The organism is Cupriavidus pauculus, assembly GCF_003854935.1.
GTDB classification, from domain to species: Bacteria; Pseudomonadota; Gammaproteobacteria; order Burkholderiales; family Burkholderiaceae; genus Cupriavidus; species Cupriavidus pauculus_C.
The window spans coordinates 2,167,112-2,183,810 of the sequence record NZ_CP033969.1; the positions used below are offsets into that span (position 1 = coordinate 2,167,112).

The following is a 16,699-nucleotide window of genomic DNA, read 5'->3' on the forward strand; positions in this document are numbered from 1 at the left end:
ATGACACGGGCCTTGCAGGGGCGGCACGCGCTGGTCACCGGCGGCGCGCGCGGCATTGGCGCCGCGATTGCGCGCCGCTTGCTCGAAGACGGCGCCAGCGTGACGCTGGTGGGCCGCGACATGACCGCGCTGGACGCGACGATGCAGGCGCTGGCCGCGTCGGTGGCCGAAGGCGCCGCGCTGGGTGCCGCGCCGGCTGACATCACCGACGCCGACGCCGTGTCGGCGGCGTTCACCCGGGCCAGCGCGGAACGCGGCCCGGTCACGCTGCTGGTCAACAACGCCGGCCAGGCGCACAGCGCGCCGTTCGGCAAGACCGACCTGGCGCTCTGGCAGCGCATGCTCGACGTGAACCTGACCGGCACGTTCCTGTGCACGCAGGCCGCGCTGCCGATGATGCTGGCGCAGGGCTGGGGCCGGATCGTCAACGTGGCCAGCACGGCCGGGCTGATCGGCTACGGCTACGTCAGCGCGTACTGCGCGGCCAAGCACGGCGTGATCGGCCTGACCCGGGCGCTGGCGCTGGAACTGGCTGCCAAGGGCATCACGGTCAACGCCGTCTGCCCCGGCTACACCGAAACGGACATCGTGCGCGACGCCGTGGCCAACATCGTCGGCAAGACCGGCCGCACCGAAGCCCAGGCCCGCGCCGAACTGGCCGCCCGCAACCCCCAGAAGCGTCTGGTGCAACCCGAGGAAGTGGCTGACGCCGTGGCCTGGCTGTGCCAGCCCGCCGCATCCGCCATCAACGGGCAGGCCATCCCGGTGGCGGGCGGGGAGGTGATGGCGGGGTGATGCGCGCGCGCACCCGCCCTTCGCAATGACTGGATTCCCAACCCGAGACCTTCCATGACTGACATCGCACTCGACATGCGTCACCACAAGCGGGCCTTTGCCGACTACCAGCCCAGGCATTTCCTGTGGTCGGTGTCGGCCGACGGCAAGGTGGCGACCCTCACGCTGAACCGGCCCGAGCGCAAGAACCCGCTGACGTTCGATTCGTACGCCGAGCTGCGCGACCTGTTCCGCGGGCTGGCCTATGCCACCGACATCAAGGCCGTGGTCATCACCGGCGCGGGCGGCAACTACTGCTCGGGCGGCGACGTGCACGAGATCATCGGCCCGCTCACGCAGATGACGATGCCCGAGCTGCTGGATTTCACGCGCATGACCGGCGATCTGGTCAAGGCGATGCGGGCGTGCCCGCAGCCGATTGTCAGCGCCGTCGACGGCATCTGCGCCGGGGCGGGCGCGATGATGGCGCTGGCGTCCGACCTGCGGCTCGGTACCGCGCAGGCAAAGACCGCGTTCCTGTTCGTGCGCGTGGGGCTGGCCGGGGCCGACATGGGCGCCTGCACGCTGCTGCCGCGCATGATCGGGCAGGGCCGCGCCAGCGAATTGCTGTACACGGGCCGGGCGATGAGCGGCGAGGAAGGGCTGCAGTGGGGCTTCTTCAACGCGCTGCACCCGAGCGACGCGGTGCTGGCGCAGGCCCAGGCGCTGGCCGCGCAGATCGCGGCCGGGCCGACGTTCGCGCACGGCGTGACCAAGAAGCTGCTGCACCAGGAATGGAACATGGGCGTGGACGAGGCCATCGAGGCCGAGGCCGAGGCGCAGGCCATCTGCATGCAGACGCGCGACTTCCGGCGCGCCTATGACGCGTTCGTCGCCCGGCAGAAACCCGTCTTCGAAGGCGACTGAGGAGCGCCGCATGAGCGACAAGAGCTATCTCGACCTGCCGTTCTTCGACCCGGCGCACCGCCAGCTAGAAGCCGAACTGGACGCCTGGTGCGGCAGCCACCTGCGCGACATCGACCATCACGACGCCGACGCGGCCTGCCGCGCGCTGGTGCGCCAGCTAGGCGAGGCCGGCTGGCTGCGCTACTGCGTGCCGGCGGCGCACGGCGGGGCGCTGCCGGGGCTCGATTCGCGGGCGCTGTGCCTGCTGCGCGAGACGCTGGCCCGGCATGACGGCCTGGCCGACTTTGCGTTCGCGATGCAGGGCCTGGGGTCTGGCGCGATCACGCTGGCCGGCAGCGACGCCGTGCGCGCGCGCTACCTGCCGCGTGTGGCGCAGGGCCAGGCCATCGCCGCGTTCGCGCTGTCCGAGCCCGAGGCCGGATCGGACGTGGCGGCGATGCAGTGCAGCGCGCGGCTGTCGGACGACGGCAGCCACTACGTGCTGGACGGCGCCAAGACGTGGATCTCGAACGGCGGCATCGCCGACTTCTACTGCGTGTTCGCGCGCACGGGCGAGGCGCCGGGCGCGCGCGGCATCACCGCCTTCGTCGTCGATGCCGATACGCCGGGCCTGTCGATCGCCGAGCGCATCGACGTGATCGCGCCGCACCCGCTGGCCACGCTGCGCTTCGACCAGTGCCGGGTGCCCGTGGGCAACCGGCTGGGCGAGCCCGGGCAGGGCTTCAAGGTGGCGATGATGACGCTGGACATCTTCCGCGCGTCGGTGGCGGCGGCCGCGCTGGGCTTTGGCCGCGCCGCGCTGGACGATGCGCTGGCGCGCGCCACGTCGCGGCCGATGTTCGGCGGCGTGCTGGCCGACCTGCAGCTCACGCAGGCCGCCATCGGCGACATGGCGACGGCCATCGACGCCGCCGCGCTGCTGACCTACCGCGCCGCGTGGCTGCGCGACGTGCGGCAGCAGCGCACCACGCGCGAGGCGGCCATGGCCAAGATGGTGGCCACCGAGAACGCGCAGCAGGTGATCGACCGCGCGGTGCAGATCTTTGGCGGCCTGGGCGTCAAGGTGGGCACGCGCGTGGAGAGCCTGTACCGCGAAATCCGGTCGCTGCGCATCTACGAAGGCGCCACCGAAGTGCAGAAGCTGATCATCGCCCGCGAGACGCTGGCCGCGCGCCAGGCTCGCTGAACCGGTAACAGGAGACAAGCATGGCCGCCCCCGCAACCGCCGCAAGCGCAGCCCCCGCCACGCCCACCGCCCACGTCGACACGTTCGCGCGGGACCGCCTGCCGCCGCCCGAAAGCTGTCCGGTGTTCCAGTTCAACGCCGACACGCAGTATCCGGCGCGCTTCAACGCGGCCGTGGAACTGGTGGACCGGCATGTGGCGGTCGGCCACGGCGAGCGCGTGGCCGTGCGCCACGCCCCCGACGGCCGCATCGAGACCGTGACCTACGCGCAACTGGCGGCGCTGGTGAACCGGATCGCGCACGTGCTGGTGGCGGACATGGGGCTCGTGCCCGGCAACCGCGTGCTGCTGCGCGGGCCGAACAACCTGATGATGGCGGCAAGCTGGCTGGCGACGGTCAAGGCCGGGCTGATCGCGGTGCCGACCATGCCGCTGCTGCGCGCCAAGGAGCTGCGCCAGATCATCGACAAGGCGCAGGTGTCGGCCGCGCTGTGCGACGCGCGGCTGCGCGACGAGCTGGAGGCCAACCAGCGCGCCGGCGGCGAGCACCACTGCCCGACGCTGACCACGGTGCGCTATTTCAATGGATCGGGCGCCGATGCGCTGGAAACGGCCATGGCGGGCAAGCCGGATACGTTCGACGCCTGCGACACGGCTGCCGACGACATCTGCCTGATCGCATTCACCAGCGGCACCACGGGCCAGCCCAAGGGCACGATGCACTTTCACCGCGACGTGCTGGCGATGTGCGACCTGTTTCCGCGCCACGTGCTCAAGCCGACGCCGGACGACATCTTCTGCGGCACGCCGCCGCTGGCGTTCACGTTCGGGCTGGGCGGCATGCTGTGCTTTCCGCTGCGGATCGGCGCCAGCACGGCGCTGGCCGAGAAGCTGACGCCCGAGACGCTGCTCGGGCTGATCCAGGACCATCGCGCCACCGTGGTGTTCACCGCGCCCACGTTCTACCGGCAGATGGCGACGCTGGCGGGCCAGTACGACATCGGCAGCCTCAGGAAGAGCGTGTCGGCCGGCGAGGCGCTGCCCGATGCCACGCGCCAGGCGTGGAAGGCCGCCACCGGCATCGAGATGACCGACGGGCTGGGCGGCACCGAGATGATGCACATCTTCATTTCCAGCGCCGGCGCCGACGTGCGGCCGGGCGCCGTGGGCCGCGTGGTGCCCGGCTACGAGGCGCGCATCGTCGACGACGCCATGCAGCCGGTGCCGCCGGGCACCGTGGGCAAGCTGGCGGTGCGCGGGCCCACGGGCTGCCGCTATCTCGACGATCCGCGCCAGGCGGCGTACGTGCGCGACGGCTGGAACCTGCCCGGCGACACCTTCATGGCCGACGCGGACGGCTACTACTTCTACCAGGCGCGGTCCGACGACATGATCATCTCGGCCGGCTACAACATCGCCGGGCCCGAGGTGGAAGGCACGCTGCTGAAGCACGCGTCCGTGGCCGAATGCGGCGTGGTCGGCGCGGCCGATGCCGAGCGCGGGCAGGTGGTGACGGCCTACGTGGTGCTGCGGCCCGGCGTGGCGCCGGACGATGCCACGCGCACGGCGCTGCAGGAGTACTGCAAGCGCGAGATCGCGCCGTACAAGTACCCGCGGCGCATCGAGTTCGTGGCCGCGCTGCCGCGCACGGAGACCGGCAAGCTGCAGCGCTTTCGGCTGCGCCAGCTGGCGAACGAAGGGTTGCAGCCATGAGCGAGGTGTTCCGCAATCACGTGCGCGTGCGCTTCAAGCACTGCGACGCGGCCGGCATCGTGTTCTACCCGCGCTACTTCGAGATGCTGAACGACTTCATCGAAGACTGGTTCGCCGACGCGCTGGACTGGCCGTTCGATGCGATGCACGGCGCCGGCCACGCGGGCGTGCCGACCGCCACGCTGGACTGCCGCTTTGCCGCGCCGAGCCGGCTGGGCGAGCAGCTCACGCGCGAGCTGCGCGTGACGCACGTCGGCCGCACCAGCTTTGCCGTGGACATCCGCTTTGCCGGGCCCGATGGCGGCACGCGCCTGACCGTCGCCCAGCGGCTGGTCTGCGTCGACACGCGCGCGATGATCCCGCAGCCGCTGCCCGAAGCCGTACGCACCGCGATGGAGCGCTACTTGGCCCCATCCGCGTCCCCGTCCCCCCATACCGCTGCACCCAACGAATACTGAGAGACGACCATCATGCTGAAAACGTTGCAACCGCCCGGCTGGGCGCCTCCGAAAGGCTACGCCAACGGCATCCAGGCCGAGATGCAGGTGGGCAGCCGCCTGATCTTCGTCGGCGGGCAGATTGGCTGGAACGGCCAGTGCGAGTTCGAGACCGACGACTTCGCGCTGCAGGTGGCGCAGGCGCTGCGCAATATCGTGGCGGTGCTGGAGCAGGGCGGGGCGCGCCCGGAGCACATTGCGCGGATGACGTGGTACGTCAAGGACAAGGCCGAGTATGTGGGCGCCTACAAGGCCATCGGCCAGCATTACCGCGACATCATCGGCCGGCATTTTCCGGCGATGACGGCGGTGGAGGTGGCCGACCTCGTGGAGCCGCGCGCCAAGGTGGAGATCGAGGTCACGGCCGTGGTGCCGCCGGCTGCGTGAATCGTTGCGGAAAGGTAAAGGCGGCGCAGGGGCGCGGCGGGCGGCGCGCCGCCTGTCCATCGTAAGTTCTTGAATACTTGAGAAATTGGGTGCGGCGGGATATAATTCGAAAGTTTCGCTTTCAGAACCCTTCACCCTAGCGCCTACCGTATTCCACCTTCCGCCGCCCTGTCTGCGCGGGCCTTTCATGCACTGCACAAATGTGATGAAAGCGTCATGCCGCAAAAGCCAGCCCGCCATGGGCTGCGCGGGGCACGAGGCGTTGAGCAGGTCGGTCACGGGGTGAGTCCAGCAGGAGCCTACCCGTGTTACCGTCTTTTCCGTCCGCCATCCTCGCGCTTGCAGACGGCACGGTCTTTCGTGGCTATTCCATCGGCGCTTCCGGCCATACGATCGGCGAAGTGGTGTTCAACACTGCCATCACCGGTTATCAGGAAATCCTCACCGACCCGAGCTATTCCCGGCAGATCGTCACGCTGACGTATCCGCATATCGGCAATTACGGCGTCAATCCTGAGGATGTCGAAGCCACGAAAGTCCATGCCGCCGGCCTGATCATCAAGGATCTGCCGCTTCTGGCCTCCAATTTCCGCAAGGAACACACGCTCGCCCACTACCTGAAGCAGGAAAAGGTGGTGGCGATCGCCGGTATCGACACCCGCAAGCTGACCCGCATCCTGCGCGAGAAGGGCGCCCAGAACGGCTGCATCCTGGCCGGCGAGGACAACGTCCAGAAGGCCATCGACCTGGCGCGCTCGTTCCCGGGCCTGGCCGGCATGGACCTGGCCAAGGTGGTGTCGGTCAAGGAACCGTACGAGTGGACCCAGACCGAGTGGAAGCTCGGCGAGGGCTACGGCAAGCAGGACAAGCCGCAGTTCCACGTGGTGGCCTATGACTACGGCGTCAAGTTCAACATCCTGCGCATGCTGGCCGAGCGCGGCTGCAAGGTCACGGTGCTGCCGGCCCAGGCCAGCGCCGCCGACGCGCTGGCGCTGAATCCGGACGGCGTGTTCCTGTCCAACGGCCCCGGCGACCCCGAGCCGTGCGACTACGCCATCGCCGCCACGCGCGAGTTCATCGCGCGCGGCATCCCCACGTTCGGCATCTGCCTGGGTCACCAGATCATGGCGCTGGCCGTGGGTGCCAAGACGCTGAAGATGAGCACGGGCCACCATGGCGCCAACCATCCGGTCAAGGACCATGACGATGGCCGCGTGGTGATCACGTCGCAGAACCACGGCTTCGCGGTGGACGCGTCGACGCTGCCGGCCAACGCGCGCGTCACGCACACGTCGCTGTTCGACGGCACGCTGCAGGGCTTTGCGCTGACCGACAAGCCGGCGTTCTGCTTCCAGGGCCACCCGGAAGCGTCGCCCGGTCCGCACGACATCGCGTACCTGTTCGACCGCTTCACGAAGCTGATGCAGGACGCCCGCGCCAGGAAGGCGGCGTAAGCGGCGGTCCGGACGACAACGAGAACCTGAACGGGATGCGACCATGACGGAATTCATGCACGCCAGCTTCGGCATCACGGATTTCTGGACCTACGTGCTCGGTACGATCTTCATCGTGCTGCTGCCGGGGCCGAATTCGATGTACGTGCTGTCGGTGGCGGCCCAGCGCGGCGTGCGCGCCGGGTACAAGGGCGCGTGCGGGGTGTTCCTGGGCGACGCGATCCTGATGGTGCTGTCGGCGGCGGGCGTGGCCTCGCTGCTCAAGGCGAGCCCGGCGCTGTTCCACGTGGTCAAGTACGTGGGTGCGGCCTACCTGGCCTGGATCGGCTTCCAGATGCTGCGCGGCGCGCTGCGCAACTGGTCGAAGCCGGCCGGGGCGGACGGGCAGGGCGCCGCCGTGGCCGTGGACCGCGCGGCCAACCCGTTCACCAAGGCGCTGGTCATCAGCCTGCTGAACCCGAAGGCCATCCTGTTCTTCATCTCGTTCTTCATCCAGTTCGTCGACCCGCAGTTCGCGTATCCGGCGCTGTCGTTCGTGGCGCTGGGCCTGGTCTGCCAGATCTGCAGCTTCGCCTACCTGACCACGATCATCTTCGTGGGCGCGAAGCTGGCCGATGCGTTCCGCCGCCGCCGACGCCTGTCCGCGGGCATGTCGAGCGGGGTCGGGGCCATGTTCATCGGCTTCGGCGCCAAGCTGGCGACCGCCACCCTGGGCTGACAGTTCAAACCTGATATCCGGCACGGCCAGCGCGGCACCGCGCGGCCGGCCAACAAAGAGAGCGTGCAATGCCAAAGCGCACAGACATCAAGAGCATCCTAATCATCGGCGCCGGCCCGATCATCATCGGCCAGGCGTGCGAATTCGACTATTCCGGCGCACAGGCCTGCAAGGCGCTGCGCGAGGAAGGCTTCAAGGTCATCCTGGTCAACTCGAACCCGGCGACCATCATGACGGACCCGAACACGGCGGACGTCACCTACATCGAGCCCATCACCTGGGAAGTGGTCGAGCGCATCATTGAGAAAGAGCGCCCGGACGCCATCCTGCCGACCATGGGCGGCCAGACCGCGCTGAACTGCGCGCTGGACCTGCACCGCCACGGCGTGCTGGACAAGTACAAGGTGGAGCTGATCGGCGCGTCGCCCGAGGCCATCGACAAGGCCGAGGACCGCCAGAAGTTCAAGGACGCGATGACCAAGATCGGCCTGGGCTCGGCCAAGTCCGGCATCGCCCACTCGATGGACGAGGCCGTGGCCGTGCAGTCGCGCATCGCCCAGGAAACCGGCTCGGCCGGCTACCCGATCGTGATCCGCCCGTCGTTCACGCTGGGCGGCACCGGCGGCGGCATTGCGTACAACCGCGAGGAATTCGAGGAAATCTGCAAGCGCGGGCTGGACCTGTCGCCCACGCGCGAGCTGCTGATCGAGGAATCGCTGCTCGGCTGGAAGGAATACGAGATGGAAGTGGTCCGCGACAAGGCGGACAACTGCATCATCATCTGCTCGATCGAGAACCTGGACCCGATGGGCATCCACACCGGCGACTCGATCACCGTGGCGCCGGCCCAGACGCTGACCGACAAGGAATACCAGATCCTGCGCAACGCCTCGCTGGCCGTGCTGCGCGAGATTGGCGTGGACACCGGCGGCTCGAACGTGCAGTTCTCGATCAACCCGGTGGACGGCCGGATGATCGTGATCGAGATGAACCCGCGCGTGTCGCGGTCGTCGGCGCTGGCCTCGAAGGCCACCGGCTTCCCGATCGCCAAGGTGGCGGCCAAGCTGGCCGTGGGTTACACGCTGGACGAGTTGAAGAACGAGATCACCGGCGGCCAGACCCCGGCGTCGTTCGAGCCGTCGATCGACTACGTGGTCACCAAGGTACCGCGTTTCGCGTTCGAGAAATTCCCGGCGGCCGACAGCCACCTGACCACGCAGATGAAGTCCGTGGGCGAGGTGATGGCCATGGGCCGCACGTTCCAGGAATCGTTCCAGAAGGCGCTGCGCGGCCTGGAAGTGGGCGTGGACGGCCTGGACGAGAAGTCGACCGACCGCGACGAGGTGGTCGAGGAAATCGGCGAACCGGGCCCGGACCGCATCTGGTACGTGGGCGACGCGTTCCGCCTGGGCATGTCGCTGGAAGAGGTGTACGCCGAGACGGCCATCGACCCGTGGTTCCTGGCCCAGATCGAGGACATCGTCAAGACCGAGGGCGTGGTGCGCGGCCGGACGCTGGAAAGCCTGTCGGCCGCCGAGCTGCGCTTCCTGAAGCAGAAGGGCTTCTCTGACCGCCGCCTGGGCAAGCTGCTGAAGACCGACGCCAAGGCCGTGCGCCAGGCGCGCCTGGCGCAGAACGTGCGCCCGGTGTACAAGCGCGTGGACACCTGCGCGGCCGAGTTCGCCACCAACACGGCGTACATGTACGGCACGTACGAGGCCGAGCATGGCGAGTGCGAGGCCGACCCCACGGCCAACAAGAAGATCATGGTGCTGGGCGGTGGCCCGAACCGGATCGGCCAGGGCATCGAGTTCGACTACTGCTGCGTGCACGCCGCGCTGGCGCTGCGCGAGGACGGGTACGAGACCATCATGGTCAACTGCAACCCGGAAACGGTGTCGACCGACTACGACACGTCGGACCGCCTGTACTTCGAGCCGCTGACGCTGGAAGACGTTCTGGAAATCGTCGACAAGGAAAAGCCGGTGGGCGTGATCGTCCAGTACGGCGGCCAGACCCCGCTGAAGCTGGCGCTGGACCTGGAAGCAAATGGCGTGCCCATCATCGGCACGAGCCCGGACATGATCGACGCCGCGGAAGACCGCGAGCGCTTCCAGAAGCTGCTGCAGGAGCTGGGCCTGCGCCAGCCGCCGAACCGCACGGCCCGCGCCGAAGACGAAGCGCTGCGCCTGGCCGAGGAAATCGGCTACCCGCTGGTGGTGCGCCCGTCGTACGTGCTGGGCGGCCGCGCGATGGAAATCGTGCACGAGCCGCGCGACCTGGAGCGCTACATGCGCGAGGCCGTGAAGGTGTCGAACGATTCGCCGGTGCTGCTGGACCGCTTCCTGAACGACGCGATCGAATGTGACGTGGACGCCCTGTGCGACGGCCAGCGCGTGTTCATCGGCGGCGTGATGGAGCACATCGAGCAGGCGGGCGTGCACTCGGGCGATTCGGCGTGCTCGCTGCCGCCGTACTCGCTGTCGCAGGCCACCGTCGACGAACTGAAGCGCCAGACCGCTGCCATGGCCCGCGCGCTGAACGTGGTGGGCCTGATGAACGTGCAGTTCGCCATCCAGCAGAAGGGCGGCGAGGACGTGGTCTACGTGCTGGAAGTGAACCCGCGCGCGTCGCGGACCGTGCCGTACGTGTCGAAGGCCACCGGCCTGTCGCTGGCCAAGATCGCCGCGCGCTGCATGGCCGGCCAGTCGCTCGATTCGCAGGGGATCGGCGAGGAAGTCGTGCCGCCGTACTTCAGCGTCAAGGAAGCGGTGTTCCCGTTCAACAAGTTCCCGGGCGTGGATCCGGTGCTCGGACCCGAAATGCGCTCGACGGGCGAGGTGATGGGCGTGGGCAAGGTGTTCGGCGAGGCGCTGTTCAAGAGCCAGCTGGCCGCCGGTTCGCGCCTGCCCGAGAAGGGCACGGTTCTGATCACGGTCAAGGACAGCGACAAGCCGCGCGCCGTGACCGTGGCCCGCATGCTGCACGACCTGGGCTACCCGATCGTCGCCACGCGCGGCACGGCGTCGGCCATCGAGGCGGCGGGCATTCCGGTGCGCGTGGTGAACAAGGTCAAGGACGGCCGTCCGCATATCGTGGACATGATCAAGAACGGCGAACTGGCACTGGTCTTCACGACGGTGGACGAGACGCGCACGGCGATTGCCGATTCGCGCTCGATCCGTATCGCCGCGCTGGCCAACCGCGTGCCGTACTACACGACCATCGCCGGCGCCAACGCCGCGGTGGAGGGCCTGAAGCACATGCAGAGCCTGGAGGTCTACGACCTGCAGGGCCTGCACAAGCAGCTGGCCTGACGGTCCGCCGGGTCATGGCCCGATGCTGCGCCGCGGGAGACGCCCGGCGCGGCGCGGTCCGGCCGCCGGGTTGAAACCGGCGGCGGTTCTGGCCTACACTACGTCGAATTCGTCGATCGACCCGGCACCGTGCCGGGTCGATTCCATCTGAAAGCCGCGGTCGAGCGGAAGTGTCCCAGGAAGCTGTTGCCGGGACATGGTTCCAGCTCCGCTGCGGCTCATTTTTTTGTTGAACAAGACATGAGCACCATTCCGATTACAAAGCGTGGCGCCGAACTGCTCAAGGAAGAGCTGCAGCGCCTGAAGGCCGTCGAGCGTCCCGCGGTGATCAATGCCATCTCCGAGGCGCGTGCCCAGGGCGACCTGTCGGAAAACGCCGAATACGACGCGGCCAAGGAAAAGCAGGCATTCATCGAGGGCCGGATCCAGGAAGTGGAGGCCAAGCTGTCTGCCGCGCAGGTCATCGACCCGACCCAGCTGGACACGGACGGCCGCATCGTCTTCGGGGCCACCGTGGACCTGGAAGACCTGGAGTCCGGCAAGGCCGTGAGCTACCAGATCGTCGGCGACGACGAGGCCGACCTGGATAGCGGCAAGATCTCCGTCAGCTCGCCGATCGCCCGTGCGCTGATCGGCAAGTTCGAGGGCGACGTAGCCACCGTGCTGGCCCCGGGCGGCGAGCGCGAATACGAAGTCATCACCGTCCGTTACATCTGACGCGGGCGGGACAGCGTGTTCTCGTCGTCGTATTCGAACCTGCCGCCGCTGCCGCACCGGATCTTCCTGCTGCTGACCGTGGTCTGGGCCGGCAGCCTGTGGACCACGGGCTACATGGTGGCGCCGACGCTGTTCGCCGTGCTGCCCAGCCGCGAGACGGCGGGCATGGTGGCCGGCCACCTGTTCCGCTACCAGGCCATCCTGGGCGTGACGGTCGGCGTGCTGCAACTGGTGCTGTGCAACGTGCTGATCCGCCGTGGTGCGGCCCGCTACCGGGCCCTGCGCTGGATCGTGCTGGCGATGCTGGTATGCGTGCTGGCCGGGTACTTCGGGGTGCAGCCGTTCATGGAAGGGCTCAAGGTCAAGGCGCAGGCGATGAACCTGGGCGTGTCCGAATCACCCTATCGCGGCCAGTTCGGCATGCTGCACGGCGTGTCGAGCGTGTTCTACCTGCTGCAGAGCCTGCTGGCCCTGGTGCTGGTGTGGCGCGCCAGCGCGCCGCGCGCCGCCGGCGAGTAAGCCGGAGCCAGGGCATGAAAAAAGGCGGCCGAGGCCGCCTTTCTTTCAGGGTCAGGGAACCGACCGGCGCGTGGCCGATCTGAACCTGCCGGTCAGCCCAGCGCCTTCTTCTTCTGGCTGGACGGCCGGGCCCGGGCGCGCTTGACGTTGCCGGCCTGGGTGACGCGCTCGTTGCCAAGCACCTTGACCGCCGTGCGCGGCGCACGGCGCTGGCCCGAGCCGGCGGCCTTGCGGACCATCACCGTGCGCGGGGCGGCACCGGTGCCCAGCCGGCGGCGGGCGGCGCCCAGGTCGTCGGGCTGGTTTTCTTGCAGGCGGGCGGGGCCCGGGCGCCAGATCACCAGCAGCTTGCCGATGTGCTGGATCGGGGCGGCGTCCAGTTCGTCGCAGATCGCCTCGTAGATGGCGATGCGGGTGTCGCGCTCGTCGCCGAACACCCGGATCTTGATCAGGTCGTGGGCCGCCAGGCTGCGGTCGATTTCGGCCAGCACGGCGCGCGTCAGCCCTTCGGCCCCGATCATGACCACGGGGTTGAGGCCGTGGGCGCGCGAGCGCAGGTCGGAACGTTGGGCGGGGATCAGGTGTAGGGCGGGCATCAGGGCAGCAAATTTCGGATTGGCGCGTATTATCCGCCAAAAATACGCCAGAATGTCGCCGCTGGACGGTAAATATCATCAAATCGGGGAAAAAAGCGCTCCCCGCAATCAGGCAAGTCTCAGGAATGGCCAAGGGCAAGAACAAGTTCAACCAGTCGTGGCTGCACGACCACATCAACGACCCCTACGTGAAGATGGCCCAGCGCGAGGGCTATCGTGCCCGCGCGGCCTACAAGCTCAAGGAAATCGACGACCAGGACAAGCTGATCCAGCCGGGGCAGGTCATTGTCGACCTGGGCGCCGCGCCGGGGAGCTGGAGCCAGTACGCGCGCAACAAGCTGGCGGCGTCCCCGCACGCCCGGGACGGCAAGCCGGACGGCGCCGTGATCGCCATCGACATCCTGCCGATGGAGCCCGTGGCCGACGTGACGTTCATCCAGGGCGACTTCCGGGAGGAAGACGTGTTCCGGGCGCTGGAAAAGGTGGTGCTGGAGGCGTCCGGCGGGTCCAGAATCGACCTTGTTATCTCGGACATGGCCCCCAATTTGTCCGGTGTGGCGTCCGCGGATGCGGCGCGGATCGAGTACCTGTGCGATCTGGCGCTGGAGTTCGCCCAGGCCCACCTGAAGCCGGAAGGGTCGTTGCTGGTCAAGTGTTTCCACGGTTCCGGCTACAGCCAGATCGTGGAGAAGTTCAAACGCCAGTTCAAGGTCGTCGCCAAGCGCAAGCCCAAGGCGTCGCGCGACAAGTCTTCAGAAACCTTCATTCTTGGGCGTTACCTGAAATCGGTGGACTGACATGACGACTGGCAGTGCAGGGCAGACCCCACGGAAGCAGGGGGCTCCGGGTTTGTGCCGGGGGCGCACCGGCTTGCCCGGCGCAGTCCGCTCGGGCACTATCAGGCCCATAGAATCAGATTTCCCTGTGGGGACGGACGCTGCATTACAATGCAATGCAGCTACCCGTTGGCAAGGCAATTGCAAAGGAGTTCGGCCTTGAATAACAACCTGTTTCAAAAGGCGGCAATCTGGCTCGTGATCGCGCTGGTATTGTTCACCGTCTTCAAGCAGTTCGACAAACCGCGCGCGCAGGACGGCGTTACCTATTCGCAGTTCATGGATGACGCCAAGAACGGCAAGGTGTCGCGCGTGGACGTGCAAGGCCGCAACCTCGTGGTGTCGCCCAAGGAAGGGGCGAAGTACACCATCATCTCGCCGGGCGACATCTGGATGGTCGGCGACCTGATGAAGTACGGCGTCCAGGTGACCGGCAAGGCGGACGACGAGCCCAACGTGCTGGTCCAGGCGTTGTACTACCTCGGACCGACGCTGCTGATCATCGTCTTCTGGTTCTACATGATGCGGCAGATGCAGGGCGGCGGGAAAGGCGGTGCCTTCTCGTTCGGCAAGTCCCGCGCACGCCTGATCGACGAGAACCAGAACGCCGTGACCTTTGCCGACGTGGCCGGTTGCGACGAATCGAAGGAGGAAGTGGTCGAGCTGGTCGACTTCCTCAAGGATCCTCAGAAATTCCAGAAGCTGGGCGGGCGCATCCCGCGCGGCGTACTGCTGGTGGGCCCCCCGGGTACCGGCAAGACGCTGCTCGCGCGTGCCATCGCCGGCGAAGCCAAGGTGCCGTTCTTCAGCATCTCGGGCTCGGACTTCGTTGAAATGTTCGTCGGCGTGGGCGCGGCCCGCGTGCGCGACATGTTCGAGAACGCCAAGAAGCAGGCGCCCTGCATCGTGTTCATCGACGAAATCGACGCGGTCGGCCGCCATCGTGGCGCCGGCATGGGTGGCGGCAACGACGAGCGCGAGCAGACCCTGAACCAGATGCTGGTGGAGATGGACGGCTTCGAGGCCAACTCGGGCGTCATCGTGATCGCCGCGACCAACCGTGCCGATGTGCTGGACAAGGCGCTCCTGCGTCCGGGCCGCTTCGACCGCCAGGTCTACGTCGGCCTGCCGGACATCCGCGGCCGCGAGCAGATCCTGAAGGTCCACATGCGCAAGGTGCCGATCGGCAACGATGTCGACGCCTCGGTCATCGCACGCGGTACGCCGGGCTTCTCGGGTGCCGACCTGGCCAACCTGGTCAACGAGGCCGCGCTGTTCGCCGCCCGCCGCAACAAGCGCGTGGTGGACATGCAGGACTTCGAGGACGCGAAGGACAAGATCTACATGGGTCCGGAGCGCAAGTCGACCGTCATGCGCGAGGAAGAGCGCAAGGCGACGGCTTACCACGAGTCCGGCCACGCCGTGGTGGCCAAGCTGCTGCCGAAGGCGGACCCGGTGCACAAGGTCACGATCATGCCGCGTGGCTGGGCGCTGGGCGTGACGTGGCAACTGCCCGAGCATGACAAGTACTCGAAGTACAAGGACAACATGCTTGAGGAAATTGCGATCCTGTTCGGCGGCCGGGCCGCGGAAGAGGTCTTCCTCAACGCCATGAGCACCGGCGCTTCGAACGACTTCGAGCGGGCCACGAAGATTGCCCGCGACATGGTCACCCGCTTCGGCATGAGCGATTCGCTGGGCGCGATGGTCTACGTCGACACCGAGCAGGACGGCATGTTCGGCAAGCTGTCGTCGAAGACTGTGTCGGAAGCCACGCAGCAGAAGGTGGACGCCGAGATCCGCACCATCATCGACACCCAGTACGCGCTGGCCAAGCGCCTGCTGGAAGAGAACCGCGACAAGGTCGAAGCCATGACCAACGCGCTGATGGAGTGGGAAACGATCGACGCCGACCAGGTGAACGACATCATGGCCGGCAAGCCGCCGCGCCCGCCGCGCAACCTGCAGGGCCCGAGCGGTGGCGGCAGCACGCCTCCGGGCGGCTCGCCGGTGGCGCCGAGCAACGCGCCGGCGACGGCGCGCGTCGACGACATGGCGTAAGCGCGTTTTCCCTGGCTGAGACCGCCGCGTAACAGACCGTTTGCGACGGTTTCAAATGTGGCGGATTCTGATAGCCTGCAAAGCCGGTGCCTGGTGCGCCGGCTTTTTGTTTTCAGGACGTACAACTTGTCGACCGAGTTCTTCCAGTGCGGGCGTTACCGCTTTGCCCGCAACCGCCGCCCGCTGGTGATGGGCATCCTCAACGTGACACCCGATTCCTTCTCGGACGGCGGCCAGCATGCCAGCCGCGACGCGGCGCTGCGCCATGCCGGGCAAATGATTGCCGAGGGTGTGGACATCATTGATATCGGCGGGGAGTCGAGCCGGCCGGGGTCGGCCGCGCTGCCGCTGGACCAGGAGCTCGACCGCGTGATGCCGATCGTCGAGGCGCTGGCTGGATGCGGCAAACCGTTGTCGATCGACACCTACAAGCCCGAGGTGATGCGTGCAGCACTGGCGGGCGGAGCCGATTTGATCAACGATATCTGGGGTTTCCGCATGCCGGGCGCCGTGGAGGCCGCGGCGGCCGGCCAGGCGGGCCTGTGCGTCATGCACATGCAGCGCGACCCCCAGACGATGCAGGAAGCGCCCCAATACACCGACGTGGTGGCCGAAGTGGCCGACTTCCTGCGCGAACGGGTGTCAACCCTGCGCGCGGCGGGTGTCGACGATGCACGCATTTCGCTCGATCCGGGCTTTGGCTTTGGCAAGACGCCGGATCATAATCTGCGCCTGCTCGGAAAACTGCCACGCCTGGCTGTCGACGGGCTGCCGGTGCTGGCGGGCCTGTCGCGCAAGTCGACGCTCGGCACCATCGTCGGCGGCAAGCCGCCGCAGGCCCGGGTGGCGGCCAGCATCGCCGCGGCGGTCTGCGCCGCCGAGCAGGGTGCTTTCATCGTGCGCGTGCACGACGTAGAACAAACCGTGGACGCCCTCAAGGTCTGGTGGGCGATCCGCCATGAATCAGTTGCCCCGCAAGGGCAGCAAGGAGAATGAAC

15 protein-coding genes are annotated in these 16,699 nt (G+C 67.6%); 14 read left to right on the forward strand and 1 reads right to left on the reverse strand.

The annotated features are described in order from the left end of the window. The 11 genes from EHF44_RS11755 (at window position 1) to EHF44_RS11805 (ending at window position 12,208) form a co-directional block, all read left to right on the forward strand. Window positions 1–795: an SDR family NAD(P)-dependent oxidoreductase gene (locus EHF44_RS11755; RefSeq protein WP_124683899.1), complete on the forward strand. Its 795-nt coding sequence runs from the start codon at window positions 1–3 to the stop codon at window positions 793–795. A gap of 54 nt (window positions 796–849) precedes the next feature. After that, window positions 850–1,701 carry an enoyl-CoA hydratase family protein gene (locus EHF44_RS11760; protein WP_124683900.1) on the forward strand — a complete coding sequence of 284 codons (852 nt, stop codon included), beginning with the start codon at window positions 850–852 and terminating at the stop codon, window positions 1,699–1,701. Between the two features lie 10 nt (window positions 1,702–1,711). After that, window positions 1,712–2,887: an acyl-CoA dehydrogenase family protein gene (locus tag EHF44_RS11765; protein ID WP_124683901.1), complete on the forward strand. Its 1,176-nt coding sequence runs from the start codon at window positions 1,712–1,714 to the stop codon at window positions 2,885–2,887. 20 nt (window positions 2,888–2,907) lie between these two features. Continuing rightward, window positions 2,908–4,599: an AMP-binding protein gene (locus EHF44_RS11770; protein ID WP_124683902.1), complete on the forward strand. Its 1,692-nt coding sequence runs from the start codon at window positions 2,908–2,910 to the stop codon at window positions 4,597–4,599. Continuing rightward, a complete protein-coding gene (locus tag EHF44_RS11775) occupies window positions 4,596–5,057 on the forward strand; it encodes an acyl-CoA thioesterase (RefSeq protein WP_124683903.1) in 462 nt (153 codons plus the stop codon). Before EHF44_RS11770 ends, EHF44_RS11775 begins: the two co-directional genes overlap by 4 nt. Window positions 5,058–5,069: 12 nt before the next feature. Next, a complete protein-coding gene (locus tag EHF44_RS11780; protein WP_124683904.1) occupies window positions 5,070–5,483 on the forward strand; it encodes a RidA family protein in 414 nt (137 codons plus the stop codon). Between the two features lie 305 nt (window positions 5,484–5,788). Next, window positions 5,789–6,937: a glutamine-hydrolyzing carbamoyl-phosphate synthase small subunit gene (carA, locus tag EHF44_RS11785; protein ID WP_124683905.1), complete on the forward strand. Its 1,149-nt coding sequence runs from the start codon at window positions 5,789–5,791 to the stop codon at window positions 6,935–6,937. A 43-nt stretch (window positions 6,938–6,980) separates the two neighbouring features. Beyond that, a complete protein-coding gene (gene leuE, locus EHF44_RS11790; protein WP_124683906.1) occupies window positions 6,981–7,655 on the forward strand; it encodes a leucine efflux protein LeuE in 675 nt (224 codons plus the stop codon). 68 nt (window positions 7,656–7,723) lie between these two features. Next, the gene (gene carB / locus EHF44_RS11795; RefSeq protein ID WP_124683907.1) at window positions 7,724–10,972 is read left to right on the forward strand and encodes a carbamoyl-phosphate synthase large subunit; all 3,249 of its coding nucleotides are present in this window, start codon (window positions 7,724–7,726) and stop codon (window positions 10,970–10,972) included. Between the two features lie 240 nt (window positions 10,973–11,212). Continuing rightward, window positions 11,213–11,689: a transcription elongation factor GreA gene (gene greA / locus EHF44_RS11800; protein WP_092594162.1), complete on the forward strand. Its 477-nt coding sequence runs from the start codon at window positions 11,213–11,215 to the stop codon at window positions 11,687–11,689. Window positions 11,690–11,704: 15 nt separating this feature from the next. After that, the gene (locus EHF44_RS11805) at window positions 11,705–12,208 is read left to right on the forward strand and encodes a DUF4149 domain-containing protein (RefSeq protein ID WP_124683908.1); all 504 of its coding nucleotides are present in this window, start codon (window positions 11,705–11,707) and stop codon (window positions 12,206–12,208) included. A 92-nt stretch (window positions 12,209–12,300) separates the two neighbouring features. Here the strand turns inward: EHF44_RS11805 and EHF44_RS11810 are convergent, their stop codons facing one another. Then, the gene (locus tag EHF44_RS11810) at window positions 12,301–12,804 is read right to left on the reverse strand and encodes a YhbY family RNA-binding protein (protein WP_124683909.1); all 504 of its coding nucleotides are present in this window, start codon (window positions 12,802–12,804) and stop codon (window positions 12,301–12,303) included. Window positions 12,805–12,929: 125 nt separating this feature from the next. Between EHF44_RS11810 and EHF44_RS11815 the strand changes: the two genes are divergently transcribed. From EHF44_RS11815 to folP, 3 genes are all read left to right on the forward strand, one after another. Further along, window positions 12,930–13,601 (forward strand): RlmE family RNA methyltransferase, encoded by a 672-nt coding sequence (locus EHF44_RS11815; protein WP_124683910.1) that lies wholly within the window; start codon window positions 12,930–12,932, stop codon window positions 13,599–13,601. A 198-nt stretch (window positions 13,602–13,799) separates the two neighbouring features. After that, window positions 13,800–15,701, forward strand: coding sequence for an ATP-dependent zinc metalloprotease FtsH (ftsH, locus tag EHF44_RS11820; protein WP_124683911.1), 1,902 nt, complete (start codon window positions 13,800–13,802; stop codon window positions 15,699–15,701). Window positions 15,702–15,827: 126 nt separating this feature from the next. Continuing rightward, entirely contained in the window at window positions 15,828–16,697 is an 870-nt protein-coding gene (gene folP, locus EHF44_RS11825) for a dihydropteroate synthase (RefSeq protein ID WP_124683912.1), read from the forward strand. Window positions 16,698–16,699: the final 2 nt, after the last annotated feature.